This window comes from Pseudomonas sp. R38(2017) (assembly GCF_002112395.1).
Classification (GTDB): domain Bacteria; phylum Pseudomonadota; class Gammaproteobacteria; order Pseudomonadales; family Pseudomonadaceae; genus Aquipseudomonas.
This window is the reverse complement of record NZ_NEHN01000009.1, coordinates 1-26,695: the sequence shown is the minus strand read 5'-3', so window position 1 is coordinate 26,695 and position 26,695 is coordinate 1. Positions and strand designations below refer to the sequence as shown.

Below are 26,695 nucleotides of genomic sequence, written 5' to 3'. Positions count from 1 at the left end.
CATGACCGAACCTCTGCTGCAACTGACCGGCATCAGCCGTAGTTTCACCGCTGGTGATCGTGAATTTCTGGCGTTGAAGAATATCGACCTGACGATCAATGCCGGGGAAATGGTGGCGATCATCGGCGCCTCGGGCTCCGGCAAATCGACCCTGATGAACATCCTCGGCTGCCTCGACTACGCCACGGCCGGCAGCTACAAGATCAACGGCCGGGAAACCCGTGATCTGGACAATCAGGCGCTGGCCGAACTGCGTCGCGACTATTTCGGCTTCATCTTCCAGCGCTATCACTTGCTGCCGCATCTGAGCGCGATGCACAACGTCGAAATGCCGGCGATCTACGCCGGCACGCCAGAGCCGCAGCGCCACGCCCGTGCCCGTGAGCTGTTGGCGCGTCTGGGACTGGAAGGGCACCTGACGCACCGCCCCAGCCAGCTCTCCGGCGGTCAGCAGCAGCGGGTGAGTATCGCCCGAGCCTTGATGAATGGCGGTGAAGTGATCCTCGCCGACGAGCCCACCGGCGCCCTCGACACCACCAGTGGCAAGGAGGTGATGCGCATTCTGCTGGAGCTGCACGCGGCCGGGCACACAGTGATTCTGGTGACTCACGATCCCAAGGTCGCGGCCAACGCCGAGCGCATCATTGAAGTCAGCGACGGCGAGATCCTCAGTGACCGCCGCAACGAGCGCGACACCACGGCGCTGACCAATGAGGACGCGGTGCCGCCCAAGTCCACCGCAGCACGGCGTCTGGTGGCCAGTCTCGGGTTGTTCAAGGAAGCGTTCAACATGGCCTGGGTCGCACTGATCTCCCATCGCATGCGCACCTTGCTGACCATGCTCGGGATCGTCATCGGCATCACCTCGGTGGTGTCGATTTCGGCCATCGGCGAAGGGGCCAAGCGTTATGTCTTGAAAGACATTCAGGCCATCGGCAGCAACACCATCGATATCTATTCCGGCACCAGTTTCGGTGACAGTCGATCGGCGGCCATCGAAACCCTGGTGCCGGCGGATGTGACGGCACTCAATCAGCTCTATTACGTTGACAGCGCTACGCCGGTGGTCGGGCGCAATCTGTTGCTGCGTTACCGCAACATCGACCTCGATGCGCAGGTCAACGGCGTTAGCGACCTGTACTTCCAGGTGCGCGGAATCAAGATGGAGTCAGGCATCCCGTTCAGTGAAAGCGATGCCCGGCGTCAGGCGCAGGTGGTGGTGATCGATCACAACACCCGCCATCGGTTGTTCGGCGAGGGCGTCGATCCGCTGGGGCAGGTGATCCTGATCGGCAATCTGCCGTGCACCGTGATCGGTGTGGCGGCTGAAAACAAGAACATCTTCTCGTCGAGCAAGTCGCTAAACGTCTGGGTGCCCTACGAAACCGCAGCCGGACGGCTGTTGGGCCAGCGCTATCTGGACAGCATCAGTGTACGGATCAAGGACGGCCAGCCGAGCAAAGTGGTGGAAGACAACGTCAACAAGTTGATGCTGCAGCGTCACGGCACCAAGGACTTCTTCACCAACAACCTCGACAGCGTGATGCAGACCGTGCAGAAAACCAGCCGCTCACTGGCCTTGTTGCTGTCGCTGATTGCGGTGATTTCGCTGGTGGTGGGCGGTATCGGCGTGATGAACATCATGCTGGTGTCGGTCACCGAGCGTACCCGTGAGATCGGTATCCGCATGGCGGTCGGGGCGCGGCAGTCGGACATCCGTCAGCAGTTTCTGGTGGAGGCGGTGATGGTCTGTCTGCTGGGTGGCGCTATCGGTATTTCCCTGTCTTATGCCATCGGCCACCTGTTCTCGCTGTTCATCAAGGAATGGGAAATGGTGTTCTCGATGACCTCGGTGCTGACTGCCGTGATCTGCTCGACCCTGATCGGCATCGTGTTCGGCTTCGTGCCGGCCCGCAATGCGTCGCGGCTCGATCCGATCGAGGCGCTGGCCCGGGATTGAAGCGAGCACGAAAAAACCGCCGTCCTTTGCAGGAGGGCGGTTTCGTCAGAGGTGTGTGAGCCTTCAGGCCGCGTTCGAAGGGCCGCAGGCTGCCGGGCAGTCCTTCGGCGAATACATCCAGCGCATCAGCGAGTGACGTCCGCTGATGCCCAGTTTGATGGCTGCGCGTTTGAGGTAGCTTTCGACTGTGTTGACCTTCAGTTGCAACTGTTCGGCCAGTTCAGGCGCGGTGCGTCCGGCCAGCAGACCCACACACACTTCCATCTCGCGGTTCGACAGGCTCAACCCCAGTTGCTCCACTCGTTCGCAAAAGCGCAGGCGCAGGGTTTCCAGGCCCAGCAGGGTGGAATCTGATTGTTCCTGGGATTGCCCCTGGGCATCAGTGTTCGCCGGTTGCAGGGCGTTGATGTGTTTTTCCACCATCGGCAGCAGCACCGGGGAAATGTCCTGCAACAAACTGCGCTCATGAGCGGAGAAGCGTTTTGCCGGGCCACAACGGTAGACCGAGATCACATAGCGATAACCGTCCTTGCGCCGGGTCAGGTGCAATTGCGAGGCGTCGGTGACCGTCGAGGGTTCGGGAGTGGGCAAATCATTGGCACTCGGCAGGGTGCTCAGTTCGGAATACACCGTTTCAGCCGGCAGTGGCGCTTCCTTGATGCATTCGGGTTCGCCGCGCGGTTGCGTGCGTCCGACCGGTTCCACGCGCATCTGCCGGATATGCGTGGCGTCCACCGCCAGTTGGGTCAGGATCAGGTCGTGCAGCATCCGTGGGAAATGTCGGCTGCCAGTGCTGGCGATGACCTTGCCAATGTGAGGAAACAGCTGTGAGTTCATGTCGTTCATCCATGAGTTGCAGTGTGGTACTCGTGTTCCTGAACCACCGGAAAACAGCTCCATGCCCGGCGACAGCGAATCAGGAAATTGGATCCTATCCTAGTACAACGTTTCAGCGACGGTTTAATGAAGGTGCTATTAGCTCATAACTGACGGTGAGGAGGATGTCGGGATGACAGATGTCAGAGAAATGCCTTACAGCAGAACAGGATCAATTTTATAAAAAGTCATACAAGTGACAGTTTTCAAGAACAAAAAAAGCCCGTTTCAGCCGAAGCCAAAACGGGCTTTTTCCCGCATCGACAACCGTTACTTCAGGTTGTCAAAGTGGTCTCGCAGGAACTCGTAAAAGCGAAACGCTTGAAACGATCTCCATATGAGGCTCAGCGTACGCAGCATAAGCTTCATACGTTTTGGCCTCCAGGTCGGGGGCCAGACCTCCAGCGCACTTACCGGACCATGTGTGCCTTCGGACATAAACGTCAGTTCTGTCCATGAGGTGGCCGGTTGTGATCCCTCCGAGCCATCATTCCGGCACGGGTGCAAAACCGTGTCGAAGGGCATGAAACCGTTATGGTTCCAGCCAAACCTTATGGACATACTGGCGAATGAGCGCTGGCATATTAACCTGTCTTATGGCGGGATTTTGAGGATCATGGATAAAGGGTTTATATGTTTTGTAATTCGTTATTTCTGTCAGCGTGTTTTGGGGTGGTTAACGTCCGTCAGCATCTTCCTTGACTTCGTGTAGCACGCAAAATAACGTTGCAACGAAGACCAAAGATTAATAGTATTCCGGCACGTCAGTTCTGTCCGTGAGACAAAACAGGCCCCAGCCGCAAACTGAGGCCTACCGAAAAACCGCCCCGCTAAGGCGGTTTTTTTTCGCCCATCATTTGACTACTGCCAGCAATCCTACGCGTCGCTCACCAAGGGCATCGCGGCATCCACCAGTTCGATCCAGTGCCTGACCGGTGTGCGTCCAGCGCCGTCGAGGTGGGCCTGGCAGCCAATATTGGCGGTAGCGATGACATCCGGATGGCCACTTTCCAGTGCATTGAGCTTTTGGTCGCGCAGTTGCCGGGCCAGCGCCGGTTGCGTTATCGAATAGGTGCCCGCTGAGCCACAGCACAGATGGGCGTCCGGCACGGTCGTGAGATTGAAGCCCAGCCGGGTCAGCACCGACTCCACCGCGCCGCCGAGTCTCTGTGCATGTTGCAAGGTGCAGGGGCAGTGGAAAGCCAAGCGCTGATCGGCATGAATGCCAAGGGACTCGAGCGGTTCCTCACGCAATACTTCCACCAGATCTTTCGCCAGTGCACTGACGGCTTTCGCCTTCTCGGCATAGGCCGGGTCGCTGCACAGCAGGTGCCCGTAATCCTTGATGAACGCACCACAACCGCTGGCAGTCTGCACGATCGCTTCGGCGCCTTGTTCGATGGCCGGCCACCAGGCGTCGATATTCTTGCGGGCGCGCTCAAGTCCTTTGGCCTGGGCATCGAGGTGATAGTCCACGGCGCCGCAGCAGCCGGCATTCAGCGCCGGAGTAATGCCGATCCCCAGTCGATCCAGCACCCGTGCAGCCGCCGTATTGGTGTTGGGCGACAATCCCGGTTGCACGCAGCCTTCAAGCATCAATACCTGGCGGGCATGCCGGGTTACCGGGCGGCGCTCGGTTGCAGAGGTGCTGCGCGGCAGTTTGGTTTGCAGAGTCTCGGGCAGCAGCGCGCGGAAGATCTGGCCAGCACCGAGCAGTCCCTTGAACAAAGAAGCATCGGGCGCCACTGCGCGCAAACCTCCGCGCAACAAGCGTTGGCCGATGGGCCGCGGCACAGCGGCATCCACCACGGCGCGGCCGATATCGAGCAGGTTGTGATAGTCCACCCCCGACGGGCAGGTGGTTTCGCAATTGCGGCAGGACAGGCAACGATCCAGATGCAGTTGGGTTTTGCGGGTGACCTCGTTGCCTTCCAGCACTTGCTTGATCAGGTAGATGCGACCCCGTGGGCCGTCGAGTTCGTCGCCGAGCAACTGATAGGTCGGGCAGGTCGCGTTGCAGAAACCGCAGTGCACGCAGGTACGCAGGATGCTTTCGGCTTCTTCGGCGCGTGGCAGTTGCCGAGCCTCTTCGCTGAAAGTGGTTTGCATGGCTCAAAGCTCCGCGTACAGACGACCGGGGTTAAAGATGCCCCGGGGGTCGAGTTGTTGCTTGAGGCGACGGTGATAGTGCAGGAGGGCGGGTGGCAGCGGATGAAACGGCGCGTCGATCAAACCATGGCTGTAGCAGGTAGCATGGCCGCCAACAGCCGAAACCACCTGGCGAATCAGAGCAGCTTCGGCGCCTGATTTTAGCCACCGCTGTGCGCCGCCCCAGTCGAGCATTTGTTCACCGGCCAAGGCCAGCAGCGGGGTGTTGTTCGGCACCGACAGGCGCCACAGGGGCTGGTCCTCGTCGAAAAAGTCCAGGCGCTGTTCATTCAGATCTGCCCAATAAGTCCCATCGAGCAGTTCGCCACCGAGCCGATCACGGGCCGCCGCCACCGAGCCTTCGCCACCTTCCAGACGCAAGTGCAGACGCTGCCCATCGTGGCAGGCGGCGCTGATCGGCAACGGTTGTTGGCCCCATTCCGCCAGGCGCTGCAAGGCACGCTCGCTGTCCATTTCCAGGCTGATGCTCAGGCACTCACGGGGTTTGGGCAGGACCTTGAGTGAGACCTCGGTAATCACTCCCAGCGAACCGTAACTGCCGGCCATCAGCCGCGACAGGTCATAACCGGCGACGTTTTTCATGACTTCACCGCCAAAGTGCAGGTGTTTGCCATGCCCTGTGATGATTCGCGTACCCAGCACGAAATCCCGCACCGAACCCGACCACGGCCGGCGCGGGCCCGACAGTCCGCTGGCGATCATCCCGCCCACCGTCGCATCGTCGGCGAAGGCCGGTGGTTCGCATGGCAACATCTGTTGTGACGCATCCAGCACCGCCAGCAGTTCGCTCAGCGGTGTGCCGCAACGTGCGGTGATCACCAGTTCCGTCGGGTCGTAGCTGACGATGCCGCGATGGGTGCGGGTGTCGAGGATTTCTCCGGCAACGATGCGCCCCAGAAACGCCTTGCTGTTGGCGCCCTGAATCCGCAGTGGCGTGGCGTCCTGCAACGCCTGATTGACCTGATCGAGCAACGCAGCTCTGTCGTCGACATCCTTTTCTCGGACCATCAGAAACGCTCCAGCTCGGGGAAGGGCAGTTGCCCGGCATGAATATGCATGGCGCCGAATTCGGCGCAGCGGTGCAACGTCGGGATGTTCTTGCCCGGATTGAGCAGACCGCCGGGGTCGAACGCGGCTTTGACGGCGTGGAACAGGGTCAGCTCATCGTTGTTGAACTGCGCGCACATCTGATTGATTTTCTCCCGGCCCACGCCGTGCTCGCCGGTGATGCTGCCGCCGACCTTTACGCACAATTCGAGAATCTTGCCTCCCAGGGTTTCGGCGCGTTCCAGCTCGCCGGGTTGATTGGCGTCGAACAGGATCAACGGGTGCATGTTGCCGTCGCCGGCATGGAACACGTTCGCCACTCGAAGGCCATATTCGCCAGACAACTGCGCAATGGCCTGCAACACACCGGGCAGTTCGCGGCGCGGGATGGTGCCGTCCATGCAGTAATAATCCGGCGATAAACGGCCCACGGCCGGGAAGGCATTCTTGCGGCCGGCCCAGAATCGTATGCGCTCGGCTTCGTCTCTGGCCTGACGTACTTGCGTCGCGCCGGCGTTTTCCAACACTTGGCGCACGCGGATGCAGTCATCGTGGACGTCGGCCTCCACGCCATCGAGTTCACAGAGCAAAATGGCTTCGGCGTCCACCGGGTACCCGGCGTGGATGAAGTCTTCGGCGGCGCGGATCGCCAGGTTGTCCATCATTTCCAGGCCTCCAGGAATGATGCCGGCGGCGATGATATCGCCCACCGCGCGGCCGGCATTTTCCACGGAATCGAACGCGGCCAGCAAAACTTTGGCGGTTTGTGGCTTGGGCAGCAGTTTGACCGTGACTTCGGTGATCACACCCAGCAGGCCTTCGGAACCGGTGAACAGCGCCAGCAAGTCGAAACCCGGAGAGTCGAGCGCATCGGAGCCGAGCGTGAGGTGTTCGCCCTCGACGGTCAGGATCTCGACCTTAAGCAGGTTGTGCACGGTCAGGCCGTACTTGAGGCAATGCACGCCGCCAGCATTTTCCGCCACATTGCCACCGATGGAACAGGCGATCTGCGAGGAAGGATCCGGCGCGTAATACAGGCCGAACGGAGCGGCAGCCTGGGATATCGCCAGATTGCGCACGCCGGGCTGAACCCGCGCGGTGCGGGCGGCCGGATCGATGTGCAGGATGTTGTTGAAGCGCGCCATCACCAGCAGCACACCTTTTTCCAGCGGCAACGCGCCGCCGGACAATCCGGTGCCGGCACCCCGGGCCACCACCGGCACGTTCATCTCATGGCAGGTGCGCAAAATGCCCAGCACCTCATCCAGATGCCGGGGCAAAACCACCAGCAGCGGCGTGGTGCGATAGGCGGACAAAGCGTCGCATTCGTACGGGGCGAGATCCTCGCGCTGATGCAGGATTTCCAGTGCCGGCCACCGGGTTTGCAGCACCTGCAACAGCGCGGCTTTATCGACGTCCGGCAGGGCGCCGTCGATCTGTTCGTCGTAGAGAATGTTCATGTGGGCGCCCCTTGGTTTTTGTTATCGGGTGCGAGCGATCAGTCTAGATCAGCAGCCTCATGTCGCTCCGGCACCTGGCTCGCCTCATCGCCCCAGGTCCGATTGACGCGTTGCCCACGAATGACCGCAGGCCGTTTGGCGATGTCCTCGGCCCAGCGTTGCACATGAGTGTATTCGTGCGCCGACAGGAATTCGGCCGCGCCGTACACGTTGTTGCGCACCAGTTGCCCGTACCACGGCCAGACCGCGATATCGGCGATGGTGTAGCTGTCGCCGGCAAGGTAAGGACTCTCGGCAAGACGTCGGTCGAGCACATCCAGCTGACGTTTGGCTTCCATGGTGAAACGGTCGATCGGGTATTCGAGTTTCTCCGGCGCATAGGCATAAAAGTGCCCGAAGCCGCCGCCCAGATAGGGCGCTGAGCCCATCTGCCAGAACAGCCAGTTCAGGGTTTCGGTGCGGCCGGCGAGATCGGTGGGCAGGAAGGCGCCAAATTTCTCGGCGAGGTAAAGCAGGATTGAGCCCGACTCGAAAACCCGGATGGCCGGCTCGACACTTCGATCAAGCAGTGCCGGTATCTTGGAGTTCGGGTTGATCTCAACGAAGCCGCTGGAAAACTGATCGCCTTCACCGATGCGGATCAGCCAGGCATCGTATTCGGCCCCTGTGTGCCCGAGGGCCAGCAACTCTTCCAGCAGGATGGTGACCTTGACGCCGTTGGGCGTGGCCAGCGAGTACAACTGCAATGGATGCTTGCCGACAGGCAGGATTTTGTCATGGGTCGGTCCGGCAATCGGGCGATTGATGTTGGCGAACTGGCCGCCGGACGGAGCGCTGTGTTTCCAGACTTTGGGTGGTACATAAGGCGCCTTGCTCATGAAACGGACCTCATCGTCAGGTTGCTGAAGGGGCGTGAGCCGGCGGAAAAAAACACCGGCTCCTGACGAACAGAACACCACAGAAGGGCGTTTGAATTCCACCCTGTTGTCCCATCAACTCTTTATATCGTTATTCGATTCGCGGGTGCTGCTGCACAAGGTGCTCGCGTTTGGCCTCCAGCGCGGCGATTTCGGCGTCGATGTCTTCGATCTTCTGTTCGATGTTGTCGTGGTGTTCCTGCAGCAGTTCCTTGGCTTCTTCGATATCGGAGGCCGCAGGTGCTGCGCCGCGTAGCGGTTTGTTGGCGGTTTCCTTCATGGTCACACCGGTGATCAGCCCGATGATGGCGGTCACCATCAGGTAATAGGCCGGCATGTACAGGTTCTGGGTGCTTTCCACCAGCCAGGCGACGACGGTCGGCGTCACACCGGCGATCAGCACCGAGACGTTGAAGGCACTGGCCAGCGCGCTGTAGCGAATGTGAGTCGGGAACATCGCCGGCAGCGTAGAGGCCATGACACCAATGAAAAAGTTGAGTACCACGGCCAGTATCAGCAGGCCGGAAAAGATCAGGCCGATCTTGCCGCTGTTGATCAGCATGAACGCGGGAATGGCGAGGATGAACAGACCGATGCTGCCGAAGATGATGAAGGGACGACGGCCGATCTTGTCGCTGATGAAACCGATCGCAGGCTGCACGAACAGCATGCCGACCATGATCGCGATGATGATCAGCACCCCGCGATTTTCGCTGTAGTGCAAGTTGTGCGACAGGTAGCTCGGCATATAGGTGAGCAGCATGTAGTAGGTGACGTTGGTTGCCGCCACCACGCCGATGCAGGTCATCAGGCTGCGCCAGTGTTTGGTGGCGACTTCCTTGAACGACACTTTCGGGCCGCCGGCCAGGCCTTCGCGGTCACCTTGTTCAAGCTTTTCGACATGCTGCTGAAACGCGGGGGTTTCTTCGAGCGCATGGCGCAGGTAGAGACCGATCATGCCCAGCGGCAAGGCGAGGAAGAAGGGCAGGCGCCAGCCCCATTCCTGGAATTTTTCTTCGCCGATGATCGCGGAAATCAGCACCACCACGCCGGCGCCGAGGACGAAACCGGCGATGGAACCGAAGTCCAGCCAGCTGCCGAGGAAACCGCGTTTGCGATCCGGCGCGTACTCAGCCACGAAAATCGAAGCACCGGTGTATTCGCCTCCGACCGAAAATCCCTGGGCCATTTTCGCCAGCAGCAGAAGGATCGGTGCCCAGATGCCGATCGAGGCATAGGACGGGATCAACCCGATGGCAAAGGTGCTGAGCGACATGATCACGATGGTCGCCGCGAGAACTTTCTGCCGTCCGTACTTGTCCCCCAGCGCACCGAAGAACAGTCCGCCCAGCGGCCGGATCAGGAACGGCACCGAGAAGGTTGCCAGTGCCGCGATCATCTGTACGCCGGGATCGGCGCCGGGGAAGAAGACCTTGCCCAGCACGTAGGCAACGAAGCCGTAGACGCCGAAGTCGAACCACTCCATCGCGTTGCCCAGTGCAGCGGCCGTAATGGCTTTGCGCATCTTGGCGTCGTCGACAATGGTGATGTCTTTCAGTCCGATCGGGCTGACGTTTTCCTTTGGTTCCATGGGATTCACTCTGCATCTGATCTGTCTTAGTGCAAACCGCGAGACCCGGTGAGGGTTGAGCCAGAGCGGTTTGCCTTGGCCGATGCCATCTCTTTGATGGCACGGCTTCTTTCAGATCAGATACAGGCGGACACGAAAAAATTCACCACTGATTTGGATTTTTGCCAATGACCGGATTGTGACGCGATCCTGCGCGCATTTGCGCCGGACTTACACCAAGTCGTTGTTTGAACGCGCTGGTCATGTGCGCCTGGGAATTGAAACCGCAGGCGAGGGCGATGTCCGCCAGGCTGGCCGTGGAGTCGCGCATCAGCGCTCGAGCCCGGGCCAATCGCCGGTCGATCAGGTAGCTATGGGGGCTTTTGCCGGTGGCCTGTTTGAAGGCGCGAATGAAATAGCCTTCGGACAATTCCAGCAGTTGCGCCATGGTTTGAATGCCGAGCGGACCGTCGAGGCCGGCGTCGATGAATTCGTCGAGCAGGCGCATTCGGTTGCCAGTCATCGCGACTTGGCACGGTGACCTGTCTTTACCTTCGACGCGCTCGGCCAATGCGAGCGCCCAGGTTTCCCAGTCATCGTCCACTGAGGCATTCAACAAGGCACGGCGCATTCGCGAAGCAAGGTGAATGGCCTGCGAGTCGATGCGATTATTGAATGCTTGCTCACCTGCCAGCGCAATGCCGTCGGTGCGGACCACCCGCAGGTATTCACCACCCATGGGTGACTCGGACATCACGTCACAACCGACAGGCACAAACGCCAATCCATTGGGCATGGCATCGAAGGGGCGAACCCGGTCGCTGCCAATGGCGTGTACGCCGCGCTGGCTGTCGAAGGCAAAACCGATGGCCGACTGCGCCGCCACATAGCGCGTCGCGTACGCGGCACCGGGCAGCAATTCGATTGCCCACGGGCCGGCCTCGATACGACGGACCGGTTCCGGGGCAACGGGTGATGGCTGGCGGTTGCGATGGCTCATGAACGCCATAGTAGTGAAGAGCCGGGACAAAAGTCAGGTCAGTTTTTTGAAAGCCGACGTGATGTGCCTGTGCCTAGACTGGGGTCACGCACAAGGAGATTCCCATGCATTCACTCACTCGCGAAGACATCGAACAGGCTGCCCGCCAGGTTTACCAGGTCATGCCGGCCACTGCCCAATACCGCTGGCCATTGCTGGCCGAGCGGCTGGGCTGCACGGTGTGGGTCAAGCACGAAAACCACACACCCACCGGCGCGTTCAAGGTGCGCGGGGGCATCACCTTCATGCACTGGCTGCGCCGCGAACATCCCAACGTCAAAGGCATTGTCTCCGCGACGCGTGGCAATCACGGGCAGAGCCTTGCGCTGGCAGCCAGTGCAGTCGGATTGAAGGCGTTGATCGTGGTGCCTGAGGGCAATTCGCTGGAAAAGAACAACGCCATGCGCGGCTTTGGCGGCGAAGTGGTCGAGTACGGGCGTGATTTCGACGAGGCCCGTGAGGAAGCGGCGCGCCTGGCGCTGGAACATGGACTTTATCTGGTGCCACCGTTCCACACCGAACTGGTCAAGGGCGTGGCGACCTACGCGCTGGAACTGTTCAGCGCGACACCGGATCTGCACACCGTCTACGTTCCCATCGGCTGCGGCTCAGGCATTTGTGGCGTGATCGCCGCCCGCGATGCGCTGGGGCGGGATACCCAGGTCGTAGGTGTAGTGTCGACCGAAGCGGCCGCCGCCAAGTTGTCCTTCGAGGCGAAAACGATCTGCGAGACCGCCTCGGCCAATACCTTTGCCGACGGGCTGGCCGTGCGCAAGCCGATTGCCGAGGCGTTCGATGTCTATGGGGCCGGTGCTGCACGAATCGTGTCCGTCAGCGAGAGCGAAATCGCCGAAGCCATGCGCGTGTATTACACCGATACCCACAACCTCGCCGAAGGTGCCGGCGCCGCCGCGCTGGCCGCATTGATGCAGGAGCGGGACAGGATGCAGGGCAAAAAGGTCGGGGTGATTCTGTCTGGAGGCAACATCGACCGGTCGGTGTATGCGCGAGTGATCGGCTGATAGACGACGGCTGGCTGCGGGCGTCGCTTTTGCGCTTGTGATTCGCCCTGAGTACCCCTTATAAGTTCGACTTTCACTTTCGATATAAAAAAGGTGTCACGCATGAGCAAAGCCTGGAACGAAGGTTATTTCACCGACGAAGGCTACACCTACGGGTATAGCCGGGAGATCAATCCGGTTTTCCAGCGCTATTGTTTGTTGTTGCGTGGTTTCGCCACGCTGGAGAGCACCGACGGCTATCACTGCGAGCTGGGTTTTGGCCAGGGCGTTTCGATCAATATCCATGCGGCGGGTAATCCGGGCACCTACGTCGGTACGGATTTCCATCCGGGCCAGGCCGCCCATGCCATCGGGCTGGCGAACGACTGGGGCAGCGATGCGCGGCTGTATGACGACAGCTTCGAGCAACTGCTGGCCCGCCATGACCTGCCGCAGTTCGACAGCATCAGCCTGCACGGCATCTGGACCTGGGTCAGTCGTGACAACCACAAGTTGATCGTCGAGTTTGCCCGTCGTCATCTCAAACCGGGCGGTCATGTATACATCAGCTACAACTGCTTCCCGGGCTGGTCGCCGCTGGCACCGTTGCGCCAGTTGTTCAGCCTGCATGACCGCTTCGCCACACAAACGTCTGCTCGCCCGGATCAGCGTATCGATGCTGCGCTGCAGTTCTCCGAAGCATTGTTGGCGGCCAAACCGAACTATGCCAATTCGGCGCCTCACCTGGACGCCAAGCTCCAGAGCATCAAAGGCCAGAATCGCCAATACGTCGCCCATGAATACTTCAACCGCGACTGGAATTGCATGTATTTCACCGACGTGGTCGATGCCCTGGCCCCGGCCAAGCTCGACTACGCCACCACCGCCGTTCCGCTGGACACGGTGGACCCGCTCAACCTGAGCGCCGAAGGCATGGACTTTCTGGAAGGCATCGAGCATCCGGTCATGCGCGAGCAGGCGCGTGATTACTTCGTCAACCAGAACTTCCGCCGGGACCTCTACGTGCGCGGGGCCAACCGGCTGTCCGCCAGCGAGCACCGCGAACGCATGCTCAGTACCCGTTTTGTCCTGATGCAACTGGCAGAAAGTGTCGCGGGCAGCGTCACGGGGCCCGCAGGCTCAGCCACGTTGCAGGCAGAGATTTACGGCCCGGTGCTCGATGCGTTGGCGGACGACGGCTACGTGCCGAAAACCCTGCGCCACTTGCTGGAGGCTTCGCCTTCGCTGAGTTTTGGCGATGTGGAGCAGGCCATCAATGTGTTGATCGCTATGGGGGCCGTGGCGCCATGCCAGAGTGAAGCGGCCGAGAAGCTGGCGCAGACACGCTGCAATACGCTCAATCTACAACTGTGCAGACGCTCGCTGTTCGATCACAAAATCCAGGTCTTGGCCAGTCCGGTGACGGGTGGTGGCGTGACAGTCAGCCGATTCCAGCAGTTGTTCCTGATATCGATCAAACAAGGCAAGACCCGCCCAGCCGAGTGGGCATTGCTGGCGTGGGGCATCATTGGCGGCCAAGGTGAAGGACTGCTCAAGGACGGCAAAGCGCTGACGACTGCCGAGGAAAATATTGCCGAGCTGACCGAACAGGCCGAGGCGTTTGCCGGGCAGTCGCTGATCATTCTCAAGGCGCTGAAAATCGTCTAGCGGCAAAAAGTCTTATGGGGTCCGGTTTTTTCATCGAGCCGTCCGATCAGCGAACAGTTCATCGGGGGCCCGACACGCCGTTGCTGCGTCTTCGATGGACTGCTTGTATCCTGCGCAGCCCGGGACATACGGTCGCTGTTGTGGCCCCGGTCCGACAACGGCCGTGACGGAAAACGGACTTTCCAAAAGGTACTGATGTGAAGCGTGATACCCACCTCGTGATGCTGTTGCTGTTTATCATCGGTTGCTCCCTGGCGTCGCTGACCATCTGGAAGGTGCTGAGCTCCCGGGAGCGGGCGCTGGACGAGGTGAACGTCCACGGGTTGAACCTGACCCAGGCGCTCGCGACCTATTCCGAAGGCATCGTCCGGCAAAGCTCGCTGCTCTTGCTCGGGCTCGTCGAGCGTCTGGAAACCGAGGGCAGCGGCCCCGCGCAGATCGAACGGCTGAATGCGCTGGTCAACCGTCAGCAACCGCTGATGCCGCAGCTCAGTGGCATCACCGTCTACGATAATCGCGGCCACTGGCTGATGTCCTCCAACCGACCGATTCCGGCCGGGGTCAACAGCAGTGACCGGGACTATTTCATCCATCACCGTGACGATCCTTCCCGCGAGCCCTTCATCGGCCCGCCCATCCGTAGCCGCTCGAATCAGGAGTGGGTGATTACCGTCAGTCGCCGCTTCAATGACGCGCGCGGAGAGTTCGCCGGTGTGGTGGCGGTCACCCTGGGGGTCGAAAACTTCCTGCGACTGTTCGGCAAGCTCGACGTGGGGCAGGAAGGCGCCATCGGTCTGTCCTACACCGACGGTACGCTGCTGGTGCGTTATCCCTTTCGCGAACAGGACATGGGGCGCAATTTCTCCAAGTCGCCCATTTATGCGAAGTACCTGGTGGATCAGTCGGTGGGCACCGCGTCCTTCACGTCCAGCCTCGACGGGGTGGAGCGGCTCTACGCGTTTCGCAAGAGTGAAAAGCTGCCGCTGATCACCACGGTCGCGCTCGGCAAGCGCGAAGCACTGGCGGCGTGGCGGCTGGAGGCGCTGCTGTCGATCGTGGTGGTCGCATCGTTGCTGGGGCTCACTGGCGTGATCGGCTGGTTTCTCATTCGTGATATACGTCGACGGACCCAGGTGGAAGGGGAGTTGCGGCTCACTCAACAGCAGTTGCTGGGATCAAACCGGCAGCTGGAATTGCTGGCGATGAAGGACGCGCTGACGGGCCTCGCCAATCGCCGCTGTTTCGATGAAACACTGGCCATGGAAGCGCGCCGTGCTCAACGTGACAGGACATCGCTGGCCTTGCTGATGATCGATATCGACTACTTCAAGCTGTTCAACGATTCCCAGGGGCATGTTGCCGGCGACGCCTGCCTTCAACGGGTGGGAAAAGTGCTTGAAGCCTGTGTGCGGCGACCGTCGGATCTGGTGGCACGCTATGGCGGGGAAGAGGTGGCGATCATCATGCCCGACACCGATGGCGAGGGGGCGTCGGTCGTGGCACAACTGATTCTGGAGCGACTGACGCAAGAGCACATTGCTCACCCGGCGAGCCCGTTCGGTCGGGTGACGGTCAGTATCGGCGTCACCGCGGCGGCGGGTCCACAACTGGCCGTGGTGCAAGCGCTGATCGAGACGGCAGATCAGGCGCTGTATCAGGCGAAGAGCACAGGGCGGAACCGGATGGCAAGGCAGGCTCCCGGCGACAGTTCCCGTTCACCACTGCCAGTGTGAGCAGTGCTGAACGGTCGGGTGTTGCGCCTTACCGATAATCGGCAGTCATCACGCGTACTCGGGGTAGTCCACATACCCTTCGGCATTGCCACCGTAGACCGTGGCCGGATTCAGTGAATTCAGCGGCCAGTCATTGGCGATGCGCGCCGGCAGGTCCGGGTTGGCCATGAACGGGCGACCGAAGGCCACGAAATCCGCCAGCCCCGAATCGAGCAACTGCGCACCGGATGCTGCGGTGTAGCGCCCGGCGTAAATGATCGCGCCGCTGAAGGTGTCGCGCACTGCCTGACGGAACGTTAGAGGCATCGCCGGGGCATCGTCCCAGTCGGCTTCGGCGATGGACAGGTAGGCGATGCCCACGTCCTGCAGCACCTTGATCGCTTCGATGTAAGTGGTGTGCGGATCTTCCTCGACCATGCCCAGGTAGGTACGCGCCTCGTCGGTGGTGGTGAACAGCGGGGCGAAACGCACACCGACTTTTTCACGACCGATGCACTCGGCAACTCCAGCCACCACTTCACGTAAAAAGCGCAGGCGATTGTGCAGCGAGCCGCCGTACTGGTCGGTGCGCAGATTGCTGTGGGCCGAGATGAACTGGTTCACCAGATAACCATTGGCGCAGTGCAGTTCGATCCCGTCGAAACCTGCCTCCATGGCATTGCGCGCGGCCTGGATGTACAGCTGAACCAGTTCCTGCACTTCATCGGTGGTCAGTGCGCGAGGGGCGGACGGTGGCACCAGGGCGCCGGCACCAGGCGCGGTTTCGATGAACACGCTGACCCGGTCGGTGGCTACCGCAGAGGCCGAAACCGGTGCGGCACCGTCGGGTTGCAAAGCCGTATGGGACACGCGCCCCACATGCCAGAGCTGGGCGAAGATCACGCCGTCCCGGGCGTGGACAGCCTCGGTGACTTTGCGCCATCCGGCGACTTGCTCGGGGGTATGAATGCCGGGTGTCCACGCATAACCTTGGCCGCGCGGCTCGATCTGCGTGCCTTCCGTTACCAGTAAACCGGCGCCGGCGCGTTGCTGGTAATACTCGGCCATCAATTCATTGGCAACGTTGCCCGGCTGGGTGCTGCGCTGGCGGGTGAGGGGCGGCAGCACGATGCGGTTTTTCAGGGTGTGCAGACCCAAAGTGCCGGGTTTGAAGAAACTGCTGTGATTCATGGATGTGCCTTGGATTGGGTTTATTAGACCAGTCGACTAGTGGTCGGGCCAAAAAAGACGCCGTGCAACACGCGCACGGCGTCCGGGTGGATGACGGCTGAAAATGTCAGCCGAGCAGCTTCAACAGTTTCTCGGCGACAGCGGCGGAGCTGGCTGGGTTCTGGCCGGTGACCAGTTTCCCGTCAGTCACCACGTGCACCTGCCAGTCGGCGACTTTGGAGTAACGGGCGCCGAGGCGCTGGAACTCGTCTTCGACCAGGAACGGCACCACATCCGTCAGACCGACAGCCGCTTCTTCGGAATTGGTGAAGCCGGTGACGTCACGATCCTTGACCAAGGCTTTGCCGTCAGCGCCGAGCACATGCCGCAGCACCCCCGGGGCGTGGCAGACGAAACCATGAGGTTTGTTACTGCGGGCGAAGGCTTCGATCAGGGCAATCGAATGCTTGTCTTCGGCCAGATCCCAGAGCGGGCCGTGGCCACCTGGATAAAACACGGCATCGAAATCCTCGGCGCTGACATCGGCCAGGCGCCCGGTATTCGCCAGCGCTTGTTGCGCCGCCGAATCCTTGCGGAAGCGGTCGGTTTCGGCGGTCTGGGCGTCGGGTTCGTCGCTTTTCGGATCCAGCGGTGGCTGGCCGCCAGCGGGCGAGACCAGGGTGATATCGGCGCCGGCGTCCTTGAAGGCGTAGTAAGGGGCGGCGAACTCTTCGAGCCAGAAGCCGGTTTTCTTGCCGGTGTTGCCGAGCTGATCGTGGGAAGTCAGAACCATCAAGATTTTCATAGAGCACCTTGGGTGGGTCGGGTGTCGTGGCTGTGCGAGGGATTCGCACACGATCGACACCGGGGAAAGGGTTTGTCGGGGCGCAGCATAGATTCCAATTAGACCAGTCGTCTAGTAATTTTTTATCCGCATGTTTTTCATGGACTGGTGTGGCAAACTCCCGTTCCTTCGAGTTAAACGACTGGTCTATTGCCTGGTAATCTGCGCCCCGATGAAACCGACCTACGACGACACCCGCCAACACCTGCTCGACACCGGCCACCGGATGATGGCCGAAAAGGGCTTCACCAGTGTCGGCCTGAACGAGATCCTGCAAACCGCCGGTGTGCCCAAGGGCTCGTTCTATCACTACTTCAAATCCAAGGAGCTGTACGGCCAGGCGCTGCTTGAGGATTACTTCGTCTGTTACCTGGCCGACATGGAGCGGCGCCTGACGCTGCCCGACCTGAATGCCCGCGAGCGGCTGATGGACTACTGGCAAGGCTGGCAGGACCGCTGCACGCTGGAGGGGCATGGTGACGAGTGTCTGGTGGTGAAGCTCAGTGCCGAGGTGGCCGATCTGTCCGAAGCCATGCGCCTGACCTTGCGCGATGGCGCCGAGCGCGTGGTGGCGCGCATCACCACTTGCATCGAGCAGGGCCAGGCCGATCAATGCCTGCCCGACGGCGATGCCCGGCAACTGGCGGAAACCCTCTATCAGCTGTGGCTGGGGGCGAGTTTGTTGAACAAGTTGCAACGGACCGGGCAGTCGCTGGACACGGCGATGACGACCACCAGGCGACTGTTGGACGCCTGAACTTTCAGCGCTCTTGTCCCTTGCTGATCGAATGCCGGCGAAGTTTCAGAGCCGTGTCCAGCCGGCTCACCCAGTTGATGTCATTCAGATCCGCGCCCAGCAGGTTCTCGATGCGCCCTGTCCGGTAATTGAGGGTGTTCGGGTGGATGCCGAGGGTCTTGGCGGTCTGGGCGCGGTGACGGCCGCTTGAGAAAAACGCTTCCAGTGTCAGCAGCAGGTCGGGTTCATGGCTGAGCTGCTCGATGAGCGACATCAGGTATCTGAGAGTGTTGTCGTGGCTGCGCACGCTGTCTTCGATCAGCACGCTTGAATAGCGTCTGACACGTACTTCGGCCCCGTTGAATGGGAACAGGTCGATGGCCTTGATCGCTTCTTCCGCCGTGCCGACCCAGCCGGCGATCCCCTGATTCAGCAGACCGATGCCGATGCCACGCAACGACGGCAGCAACGCCGGCAGTGACGCGGCGCTTTCGCACATGCGCTGGTCGCATTGCGTGAGGGTTTCGCCTTTGATGCCCGGCAGCCAGATCACCAGTCTGTCGCGGTACCAGACGCGGATCAGTTCCTTGACGGGAATCTTCAGGTGCCGGGCAATCTGCAGGGTCATACGGTCGAATTCGTCTTCGCGCTGCAACGGCTGGACAGGGCGCAAGGGCAGTTCCAGCGCGAGCGCCACGCGGGGCGTGCTGGCGTCCAGGCCGAGTGCCAACAGGGTGTCTTCGAATCCTTCGGTATCGTGCGGTGAATGCAACAGGAAGTGATAAAGCCGCTGATGCAGATGCTCCCTCCAGCGAACTTTCTGAATCTGTTCTTCCAGATACGCCTGGACCACTTCTTCGGCAATGTCGTCGAAGAAATCGAACATGTAGCCGGAAATCTGCAACAACAACTCTTTGCTCAACGCATCGTCGTCTCTGGCAAGTTCCAGGTAGCCGCTCCAGATTTCACGCACCCCAAGGCTGAACCCGCGCATCAGCGATTGCAGGGGCACACCCTGATGGACGCGCCGGCAACCGATCTCCTTCAGCGTTCGGCGAGTGTCCTGCGACAAGCCCTCGCCGGTCAGCAGCGTTTCGCACCACAGGCGCGCGGTGTAGCTCAGGGAGTTTTCCAGATCCTTGCGGGCTTCGGGTGTGAGGTCTTTGTAGCCTGCCATCCCGTTGAGCTGGTGGTTGATCTTTGCGGTGAGCAGGGAAGGGGTGTTCGCAAACTCTCGGGTGATCGTTGCAAGTCGAGCGCTGAGGGTGGGAATGGGCGTCATTGCGTTCACCTTTTGGCGCCTGAAAGTGTCGATTTCACTCGCGGGCGAGTGTCTGTGCGCGCTCTATACTCTTACGTTCACCAGGCCAGTTCAACAACGCTTTTAGCCCGGTTTTCCGGTTGTTTACTGTCACAACGAAGTTATGTTTTTTTCCAATATCGGGGCCGTGGCCGGATCGGTAAGGTGCGCAGGTCAATTCCTTGCCCAGAGGTTCCGGTTTGCGTCAGTCGTCACTTGCGAAGGTAGACATGCCTTCATCCGATCCCGTCAGGCTGGCACTGATACCTGTCGTTCTCCTGCTCAGTGGATGCTCGACATCCCCCTCGCTTGTACTGTTCGGTGCGGCTTTTCCCGATTGGCTGTTCTGCATTGTCGGCGGCGTTGTGGCGACCACGGCGATCCATGTGGTACTGGGCAAATATTCGCTGCGCGAACGCATTTCTCCTCTGGCATTGAGTTACCCGGCACTGACCGGTCTCCTGGCGATGCTGTTGTGGCTCGTCGTCTTCCACGGATGAATGCCCGCCATGAATAAACCCGACGCAAAACCGCATTCAAGCCGTGTGCCGGCGCTGCTGATCGTGCTGGCGGCGTTTCTGCTGCTGGGCTACGTGCTCTGGCAAACCGAAACCCGGCCCAGTACCGATGATGCCTACGTGTATGCCGACACCATCGATGTCGTTCCGGAAGTGAACGGCCGGATCGTCGAGATGCCGGTGCGCGACAACCAGTTGGTCAAGCAGGGCGATCTGTTGATCCGCATCGACGCACGTCCGTATCAGGACGCACTGGATCAGGCCCGGGCGCGGCTGGTGACCCTCAATCATCAAATCGGTTTGACTCAACGCAGCGTGAACGCCCAGCAATACGAAGCCGCATCGGCCGTGGCATCGGTCGAGCGGGCGAAGGCGCAGGCCACGCAGTCCAACGACACCCTTCAACGTCTGGAGAAATTGCTCGCCAAGGGCTACGTGTCCGTGGAAGCGGTGGACCAGGCGCGGACGGCCCAGCGTTCGACGGCTGCCGAACTCAACGCCTCCCGATTGCAGGCGCAACGAGCCGGAGCCGCCGTCAGTGGCGTGGATGCGCTGGTGGCGCAGCGGGCCGAAGTCGAGGCGCAGATTTCCCTGGCCGAACTGAGCCTGGAATTCACCGAAGTGCGCGCACCTTTCGACGGGCGAATCGCCTCCTTGCGCACCACCGTCGGCCAGTTCGCCTCGGCCTACAAACCGATCTTCACACTGATCGATACACGCCACTGGTACGTGGTGGCGAACTTTCGCGAGACCGATCTGAAAGGCATCAAGGCCGGCACGTCCGCCACGCTTTATCTGTTGGGCGACACCGGCAAGCGCTTTCAGGGCCGGGTGGATTCGCTCAGTTTCGGTGTGCTGCCGGATGACGGCGGAACCGTGGTCGAAGGCCTGCCGCGTGTCCAGCGCACCATCAACTGGGTCCGGGTTTCGCAACGGTTTCCGGTGAAGATCTCGGTGCAGGATCCCGACCCGGAACTGTTCCGCATCGGCGCCTCGGCCGTCGCGGTGCTGCGCCCTGACGAATCGGCCAAGACCGGCCAATGAGTCGCTCGGCGGAAGACTGGAACCGGAGCGGTCTGGAGCGCCTGTACCGGTTTCTGGTCGATGAGCTTCAGCCCTATCCCGGTCGTATGAACCTTCTGTTGCGCACGCTGCTGGGCAGTGCGCTGGTGATCATCATTTCGATGACCCTGCAGGTTCCGTTGCTGGCGTTATCGCTGATCGTGGTCTTCTACGTGACGCAGACCAACGTGGTGCTGACCCGCATGGTCGGGGTGCTGTTCCTGGTCGGTGCGACGCTGGCGATCGGCCTGACCATCCTGCTTCTGAAGTTCACCTATGGATACCCGCTGCTGAGAATTCTGGGGGCGAGCGTGCTGTTTTTCTGCAGTGCGTATCTGATACGGGTCACGCGGATTGGCGTGGTGTTTTTCGTGGTCGGCATTGTGGTGATCTATGCCCAGACCTTCGTCGACCTGACCGATCAGGCCGAGGCCGTTTTGCGTCTAGTGCTCTGGGTGTGGGTGGCGGTCAGTTACGCCATCGGCCTGACGCTGTTGGTCAACACATTGCTGTTGCCGGCGGAGCCTGTCAGGCAATTGCAGAATCATCTGCGCTCCCAGTTGCTCACGGTTGCCCGGTGTCTGAGTGGCGAGCAGAGCGGGGCGGCGTTGGGTGCCGCCGCGATTCAGCGCAGCGTATTGGCGTCGCAACAACTGTTGCGATTCGCCTGCATGCGCGACGCCGATTATCGCAGTCAGCAGGCCGCACATCTGGCGCGCATCAGCAGTATTTCCCGACTGCTGACGCTGGCGGCTCACCTGCCGCCGCCCACAGCGAATGCACGGGCCACCGAGTTGTTGCATCAGGCAGTGCTTGATCTGGAGGCTTCTCTGGGAACGGGTCAAGCGCCTGAAGGATTGTCTGCCCTTGATCAGATCGATACGTCCGGTCTGCCCGGCGTGTACGAGGAAATGCGCCTGGAGTTGTTGTCTTTTCTCAATGTGCAGGCGGCTGACAGCGCCCCGGAAACCAAGGCGAAGGGGCCGCCGATGTGGGTGCCGGATGCCTTCGAAAACCCGGTGTACACACAGTTTGCCGTCAAGACGCTGCTGGCCGCATCGCTTTGCTATCTGTTCTACATGGGCACGGACTGGCAAGGCATCCACACCATCATGCTGACCTGCCTGATCGTCGCTCAACCCAGCCTTGGCGCCACCGGGATGCGCGCGACGTTGCGTGTCGGTGGTGCGCTGGTGGGCAGCGCTTTGGCATTGGCGATGGTGATTCTGGTGGTTCCGCACATCGACGGGATCGTCGGCCTGTTGTTCATGTCATTGCCGGTGATCGCGCTCGGCTCCTGGATCGCCGCTGGCTCCGAGCGAATCAGCTACGCCGGTGTGCAGATCGTATTCACCTTTGCGCTGGCGTTACTGGAGCAGTTCGAACCCAGCACCAACCTGACGGAGATTCGTGATCGCATCATCGGTGTGCTGCTGGGTGTCGGGATCTCCCTGTTGATTCACGCCTTTCTATGGCCCGAGGCGGAGGGTGAAACGCTGCGCCAGCGATTGGCGACGCTGGTTGGCCGGCTCGCGGATTCGCTGAAAACGAGGCGAACACCCGATGAGGCACGCCGTGACTTGCGGGTGTGGAGTGAGTTGGCCGATTGCCAGGCGATGGTGGCCCGGGTTGCACTTGAGCCCGGTTGGCAGGTCGCCGAGAGTCATCAGGAAGTGCTGGTTTTTCGTATGCAGGAATTGCTGGTGCGACTCAGAACCATCGCCATGACAATCGATGCGCTTCAGGTGGAACTGGCTCACGGTCAGTCGCAAGGCGAAGCCTGGCTGACATCCCTTGAACTGTGCAACGAAACTGCCGCCGTGCTGGCTGACTACGCGCAGCAACTGAAAGGTCAGCAGGGCTTTGCAGTCGCGAGCGGGGATCTGGAGCGCTTGCGGGAATACGCCAGCGCAAGGCTGGCGGACGATGTACTGAAAGTGCATTTTCTTCAGTTGTTGGCGAGTGTGGAAAACCTGCCCGCCAGTTAATGCGACGAAACATATTCCGAGGGCGTCGTCGGCGCAGGCAAGGCGTACGTCGCCTTCATCCATTCGATCTCCGCCTGCGGCGTCCTGCCAAAGAAGCGTTTGAACTCGCGACTGAATTGCGAGGCGCTCTCATAACCCACGTTGAACGCCGCTGCCGAAGCGGTCATGGCATTGCGCAGCATCAACAGCCGCGCCTGATGCAAACGTGTCGACTTCAGATATTGCATGGGTGAGGTGTCCGTCACACCGCGAAAGTGCAGGTGAAAATTCGGCACGCTCATGCTGGCTTCGTGGGCGAGTTGCTCGACGTCGAGGCGCTCCTGATAACAACTGTGGATCTTGCGGATCGCCCGGGTCACCTTGCCGAAGTGCCCCTGCCGATTGAGCGCGGCACGCATCGATCCGCCTTGTTCGCCCGTCAGAATGCGGTAGTAGATTTCCCGCAGCAGCGATGGCCCCAGTATCTGCGCGTCCCCCGGAATGCTCATGGCTTCGAGAAAACGCAACGTCGAAGCACGGAGCTTGTCGTCCATCGGTGAGGCGTACATGCCCTTGGGTTGCGCATCGTTTGCGCCGTGAAGGTCATCCACTTGCTGCATCAGCTCGCTGGCCAACTGGAAGTCGAGGTGCATGTAGATCGCGAGCATCGGCTCGGCCTCGGTGGCATCGGTTTCCATGATGAAGGGGATCGGCACGGACACCACCAGATAATGCTGGGCGTCGTAAACGTAGACGTCATCGCCCAGATAACCGCGTTTCTGGCCCTGGCAAAGAATCACGATGCCCGGGTCGTACAGCACCGGTGTGCGGGTCAGCGGCCGGTTCGAACGCAGGAAGCGCACGCCTTCAAGCGCACTGAGGTTATAGCCCTCAACTGGTGCGAGGGTTTCCATGAGCTGCACCATGCGCGAGGTGCCTGCGTCGGCCTGCTTCATTGCGTTCTCTCTATTGGCCGCTCAATGGTCGGTGGAGCGAGTCAACGCTTCCCACTGATCGATCTCGCTGGCGGCGTGTTCGAGCTTTTCACGCACCAGGCGCAACGCGTCACTGCCCAGGAGCAGGTGCGCCGGCGGTGACGGGCTGGCGATGATCTGCAACATCGCTTGAGCCGCTTTTTGCGGGTCGCCGAGCTGCTTGCCGCTCTTTTCTTCGCGGGCCTTGCGCACCGGATCGAAACTGGCGTCATAGTCGGCAATGCTGCGCGGTGTGCGCTGCATCGAGCGACCGGCCCAGTCGGTTCGAAATGAACCCGGCGCGACGGCAGTCACGAAGATATTGAAGGGCGCCAGTTCCTTGCTCAGCGTATCGGAGATGCCTTCGAGCGCAAACTTGCTGCCGCAGTAGTACGCGATGCCCGGCATCGTGATCGTGCCGCCCATCGAGGTGATATTGATGATGTGGCCCGCACGGCGCTTGCGAAAGAAGGGCAGGAACGCCTTGATCACGGCGACAGCACCGAACACGTTCACGTCGAACTGACGGCGCATGTCTTCCAGCGGCGACTCTTCGAAGATGCCTTCGTGACCGTAACCGGCGTTATTGATCAACACATCGACCGGGCCATGAGTCGCCTCAACTTCGGCAATGACGCCGTCGATCCGGTCGAAGTCCGTGACATCCAGCATCACCCCGTAAGCGTTATCCACGGAGAGCGCTTGAAAGGCGTGCAAGTCGGCTTCCTTGCGCACGGTGCCAATAACGCGGTGGCCGGCAGCGAGTGCTTCTTTGGCCAGTGCATGGCCGAAGCCGCTGCTGACGCCGGTAATGAAAAGGGTTTTGGTGGTGGACATGACGGGCTCCGGTGAATGGGGTTTCAGCTCATGGTATCCATCGAAGAAACGCCCACCTATGTCGGTTTGTCTTTGAGCATTGCCTATTCCTATCAAGGAGGCGAGATAACGCCCGATGAACTTTTTGCATGGCTCCGGGCATCCAAGCTGGAACAGACCCAACGCGCTGATATCAGCCAAGGACAGACGATGACCTTTCTAATTTTCCTGTTGGCCTGCGGTGCGGCAGCGAGCACCGGGATGATTTTCCAGCCGGGCCCGTGGTACCAATCGCTGGTCAAACCACGCTTCACTCCGCCCAACTGGGTGTTTCCCGTTGCCTGGACAACGATCTACCTGTTGCTCGCGTGGGTCGGTTATCGCCTGACCCTGACACCCGGCAGCGAAACGATCCTCGCCCTGTGGGCAGCGCAAATTGCGTTGAACACCTTGTGGACACCGGTATTCTTCGGCGCCCATCGCCTCTTTGCCGGCATGCTGATCATCACGCTGCTGTGGCTGGTGGTCGCCGCGATGGTGGTGTTGGCCTTGCGCCTGGACGTGATTACCGGTTTGATCCTGTTCCCTTACCTGGCATGGCTGTGTGTCGCGGCGGCGTTGAATTTCTCTATTCTGCGCAACAACCGCGAATAAAAAGGACGCAATGAAGACATCAATGGACTGGCACGCAGACGAAAACGAGTTGGCGCAATTACGCGCCTTCAACAAGAAGCTCGCCCGGCTGCCGCGCTTTCGCATCCGCAATCGCATCATGCCGCGAGCGATTCAGATGCTGCTGCGCCTCAGCCAATTGGGCGGCGCGAGAAAGTTGCGCAAGCACGGGCTCGAGGCCGAACGCAAAGTGGTGGGCGTCGACGGCGCATCGGTGCCGGTGCGGATCATCCGACCCAAGACAAAGGCCAAAGGCGTGGTACTGGATTTTCATGGCGGCGGCTGGGTCATCGGCAATGCGCAAATGAACGACCACCTCAACATCGGCATGGTGAACGCCTGCGACGTGGCCGTGGTCTCGGTCGATTATCGGCTTGTGGTCTCGACCCCGATCGAAGGCGTCATGCAGGACTGCCTCACGGCGGCCCGCTGGCTGCTGAGCGATGAATGCCACGAATTTGCGAACCTGCCCGTTATCGTCGTGGGCGAATCCGCCGGCGGCCACCTCGCCGCCGCGACCCTGCTGCAACTCAAACAATGGCCGGACATGCTCAAACGGGTGAGCGGAGCGCTGCTGTACTACGGCGTCTACGACCTGACCGGAACCCCCAGCGTACGCAATGCCGGGCCCGAGACCTTGCTGCTGGATGGGCCGGGGATGGTTGAAGCGCTGCAAATGCTCACGCCGGGATTGAACGACGAAGAACGCCGGCAGCCGCCGTTGTCTCCGCTGTACGGCGACGTCACCGGGTTTCCGCCGGCGTTGATGTTTGCGGCGGAGCTGGATCCGCTCAGGGATGACACGCTTGAACTGGCTGAGCGTTGGGGCAGGGCGGCGGAGGTTGAAGTGCATTTGCTGCCGGAAACGGCGCATGGGGTGATTCATTTTCCGTTGGGGTTGGCGGGGAGGGTGGTTGGGTATGGTCGGGCTTGGGTTTCGGGGCAAATTCTTGAGGGGGGAGTGTTTTAATGAGGGCCGGTTTCGGCGGCCACGAATGTCTGCTATCGGCTGTGGATTCAACCGGTCGATGCAACACAACTAAATTCTGTGTAAGCAGAAGGAGTGTTGCAGATGAAGCAGAGACCGCGGATCTATTACACCGAAAGCCAGAAAAAGTTGATGTGGGATCACTGGCAGAAAGGCGACTCTCTCCAGCACATCGCCCAACTTTTTGATCGAAACCATTCATCGATACAGCGCATCTTGGCGGAAACAG

At 60.5% G+C, this 26,695-nt stretch carries 22 protein-coding genes and 1 pseudogene; 11 read left to right on the top strand and 12 right to left on the bottom strand.

Going from position 1 to position 26,695, the window contains the following annotated elements:
- Nucleotide 1 precedes the first annotated feature (1 nt).
- Nucleotides 2-1,960 (top strand): MacB family efflux pump subunit, encoded by a 1,959-nt coding sequence (locus tag CAF87_RS22075; RefSeq protein ID WP_085733259.1) that lies wholly within the window; start codon nucleotides 2-4, stop codon nucleotides 1,958-1,960.
- A 63-nt stretch (nucleotides 1,961-2,023) separates the two neighbouring features.
- Here the strand turns inward: CAF87_RS22075 and CAF87_RS22070 are convergent, their stop codons facing one another.
- From CAF87_RS22070 to CAF87_RS22040, 7 genes are all read right to left on the bottom strand, one after another.
- Nucleotides 2,024-2,797, bottom strand: a complete 774-nt coding sequence (locus CAF87_RS22070; RefSeq protein ID WP_085708741.1) for a helix-turn-helix transcriptional regulator — start codon at nucleotides 2,795-2,797, stop codon at nucleotides 2,024-2,026.
- Nucleotides 2,798-3,712: 915 nt separating this feature from the next.
- A complete protein-coding gene (gene glcF / locus CAF87_RS22065; protein WP_085733045.1) occupies nucleotides 3,713-4,945 on the bottom strand; it encodes a glycolate oxidase subunit GlcF in 1,233 nt (410 codons plus the stop codon).
- Between the two features lie 3 nt (nucleotides 4,946-4,948).
- Nucleotides 4,949-6,013, bottom strand: coding sequence for a glycolate oxidase subunit GlcE (gene glcE / locus CAF87_RS22060; RefSeq protein WP_085733044.1), 1,065 nt, complete (start codon nucleotides 6,011-6,013; stop codon nucleotides 4,949-4,951).
- On the bottom strand, nucleotides 6,013-7,512 hold the full coding sequence (glcD, locus tag CAF87_RS22055; protein ID WP_085733043.1) for a glycolate oxidase subunit GlcD: 1,500 nt from the start codon (nucleotides 7,510-7,512) through the stop codon (nucleotides 6,013-6,015). The genes glcE and glcD overlap by 1 nt, the downstream gene beginning before the upstream one ends.
- Before the next feature lie 38 nt (nucleotides 7,513-7,550).
- Nucleotides 7,551-8,390, bottom strand: a complete 840-nt coding sequence (gene yghU, locus CAF87_RS22050; RefSeq protein WP_085733042.1) for a glutathione-dependent disulfide-bond oxidoreductase — start codon at nucleotides 8,388-8,390, stop codon at nucleotides 7,551-7,553.
- 130 nt (nucleotides 8,391-8,520) lie between these two features.
- Nucleotides 8,521-10,020, bottom strand: a complete 1,500-nt coding sequence (proP, locus tag CAF87_RS22045; RefSeq protein WP_085733041.1) for a glycine betaine/L-proline transporter ProP — start codon at nucleotides 10,018-10,020, stop codon at nucleotides 8,521-8,523.
- 142 nt (nucleotides 10,021-10,162) lie between these two features.
- Nucleotides 10,163-10,999, bottom strand: a complete 837-nt coding sequence (locus tag CAF87_RS22040) for an AraC family transcriptional regulator (RefSeq protein WP_085733258.1) — start codon at nucleotides 10,997-10,999, stop codon at nucleotides 10,163-10,165.
- Nucleotides 11,000-11,103: 104 nt separating this feature from the next.
- Between CAF87_RS22040 and CAF87_RS22035 the strand changes: the two genes are divergently transcribed.
- From CAF87_RS22035 to CAF87_RS22025, 3 genes are all read left to right on the top strand, one after another.
- Nucleotides 11,104-12,060: a threonine dehydratase gene (locus tag CAF87_RS22035; RefSeq protein ID WP_085733040.1), complete on the top strand. Its 957-nt coding sequence runs from the start codon at nucleotides 11,104-11,106 to the stop codon at nucleotides 12,058-12,060.
- Nucleotides 12,061-12,162: 102 nt separating this feature from the next.
- Nucleotides 12,163-13,707 carry a class I SAM-dependent methyltransferase gene (locus tag CAF87_RS22030; protein ID WP_085733039.1) on the top strand — a complete coding sequence of 515 codons (1,545 nt, stop codon included), beginning with the start codon at nucleotides 12,163-12,165 and terminating at the stop codon, nucleotides 13,705-13,707.
- 197 nt (nucleotides 13,708-13,904) lie between these two features.
- The gene (locus tag CAF87_RS22025) at nucleotides 13,905-15,440 is read left to right on the top strand and encodes a diguanylate cyclase (RefSeq protein ID WP_085733038.1); all 1,536 of its coding nucleotides are present in this window, start codon (nucleotides 13,905-13,907) and stop codon (nucleotides 15,438-15,440) included.
- A gap of 48 nt (nucleotides 15,441-15,488) precedes the next feature.
- Here CAF87_RS22025 and CAF87_RS22020 read toward each other — a convergent pair whose 3' ends face one another.
- Nucleotides 15,489-16,610 carry an alkene reductase gene (locus CAF87_RS22020; protein ID WP_085733037.1) on the bottom strand — a complete coding sequence of 374 codons (1,122 nt, stop codon included), beginning with the start codon at nucleotides 16,608-16,610 and terminating at the stop codon, nucleotides 15,489-15,491.
- Nucleotides 16,611-16,716: 106 nt separating this feature from the next.
- Nucleotides 16,717-17,394: a type 1 glutamine amidotransferase domain-containing protein gene (locus tag CAF87_RS22015; protein WP_085708558.1), complete on the bottom strand. Its 678-nt coding sequence runs from the start codon at nucleotides 17,392-17,394 to the stop codon at nucleotides 16,717-16,719.
- 211 nt (nucleotides 17,395-17,605) lie between these two features.
- On the opposite strand from CAF87_RS22015, the gene CAF87_RS22010 reads away from it, so the two are divergent.
- Complete coding sequence (locus tag CAF87_RS22010) at nucleotides 17,606-18,190, top strand: TetR/AcrR family transcriptional regulator (protein WP_085733036.1); 585 nt, start codon at nucleotides 17,606-17,608, stop codon at nucleotides 18,188-18,190.
- Nucleotides 18,191-18,194: 4 nt separating this feature from the next.
- Here the strand turns inward: CAF87_RS22010 and CAF87_RS22005 are convergent, their stop codons facing one another.
- Nucleotides 18,195-19,451, bottom strand: a complete 1,257-nt coding sequence (locus tag CAF87_RS22005) for a CdaR family transcriptional regulator (RefSeq protein ID WP_085733035.1) — start codon at nucleotides 19,449-19,451, stop codon at nucleotides 18,195-18,197.
- 248 nt (nucleotides 19,452-19,699) lie between these two features.
- Between CAF87_RS22005 and CAF87_RS22000 the strand changes: the two genes are divergently transcribed.
- Genes CAF87_RS22000 through CAF87_RS21990 form a run of 3 tightly spaced genes read left to right on the top strand, consistent with a single transcriptional unit; the run spans nucleotide 19,700 to nucleotide 23,037 of the window.
- Nucleotides 19,700-19,969 carry a YtcA family lipoprotein gene (locus tag CAF87_RS22000; RefSeq protein ID WP_085733034.1) on the top strand — a complete coding sequence of 90 codons (270 nt, stop codon included), beginning with the start codon at nucleotides 19,700-19,702 and terminating at the stop codon, nucleotides 19,967-19,969.
- A 9-nt stretch (nucleotides 19,970-19,978) separates the two neighbouring features.
- Nucleotides 19,979-21,031, top strand: coding sequence for a multidrug transporter subunit MdtN (gene mdtN, locus CAF87_RS21995; RefSeq protein WP_085733033.1), 1,053 nt, complete (start codon nucleotides 19,979-19,981; stop codon nucleotides 21,029-21,031).
- The gene (locus CAF87_RS21990; RefSeq protein ID WP_085733032.1) at nucleotides 21,028-23,037 is read left to right on the top strand and encodes an FUSC family protein; all 2,010 of its coding nucleotides are present in this window, start codon (nucleotides 21,028-21,030) and stop codon (nucleotides 23,035-23,037) included. The genes mdtN and CAF87_RS21990 overlap by 4 nt, the downstream gene beginning before the upstream one ends.
- On the opposite strand, the gene CAF87_RS21985 is transcribed toward CAF87_RS21990, so the two are convergent.
- Both CAF87_RS21985 and CAF87_RS21980 read right to left on the bottom strand, forming a co-directional pair.
- Nucleotides 23,034-23,972, bottom strand: a complete 939-nt coding sequence (locus tag CAF87_RS21985; RefSeq protein WP_085733031.1) for an AraC family transcriptional regulator — start codon at nucleotides 23,970-23,972, stop codon at nucleotides 23,034-23,036. The genes CAF87_RS21990 and CAF87_RS21985 overlap by 4 nt on opposite strands.
- 21 nt (nucleotides 23,973-23,993) lie before the next feature.
- Nucleotides 23,994-24,827 (bottom strand): oxidoreductase, encoded by an 834-nt coding sequence (locus CAF87_RS21980; protein WP_085733030.1) that lies wholly within the window; start codon nucleotides 24,825-24,827, stop codon nucleotides 23,994-23,996.
- Nucleotides 24,828-25,016: 189 nt separating this feature from the next.
- On the opposite strand from CAF87_RS21980, the gene CAF87_RS21975 reads away from it, so the two are divergent.
- From CAF87_RS21975 to CAF87_RS29065, 3 genes and pseudogenes are all read left to right on the top strand, one after another.
- Entirely contained in the window at nucleotides 25,017-25,460 is a 444-nt protein-coding gene (locus CAF87_RS21975; protein WP_085733257.1) for a TspO/MBR family protein, read from the top strand.
- 10 nt (nucleotides 25,461-25,470) lie between these two features.
- Nucleotides 25,471-26,448, top strand: a complete 978-nt coding sequence (locus CAF87_RS21970; RefSeq protein WP_085733029.1) for an alpha/beta hydrolase — start codon at nucleotides 25,471-25,473, stop codon at nucleotides 26,446-26,448.
- A gap of 102 nt (nucleotides 26,449-26,550) precedes the next feature.
- Nucleotides 26,551-26,695, top strand: a pseudogene (locus tag CAF87_RS29065) (IS30 family transposase); the annotation flags it as partial.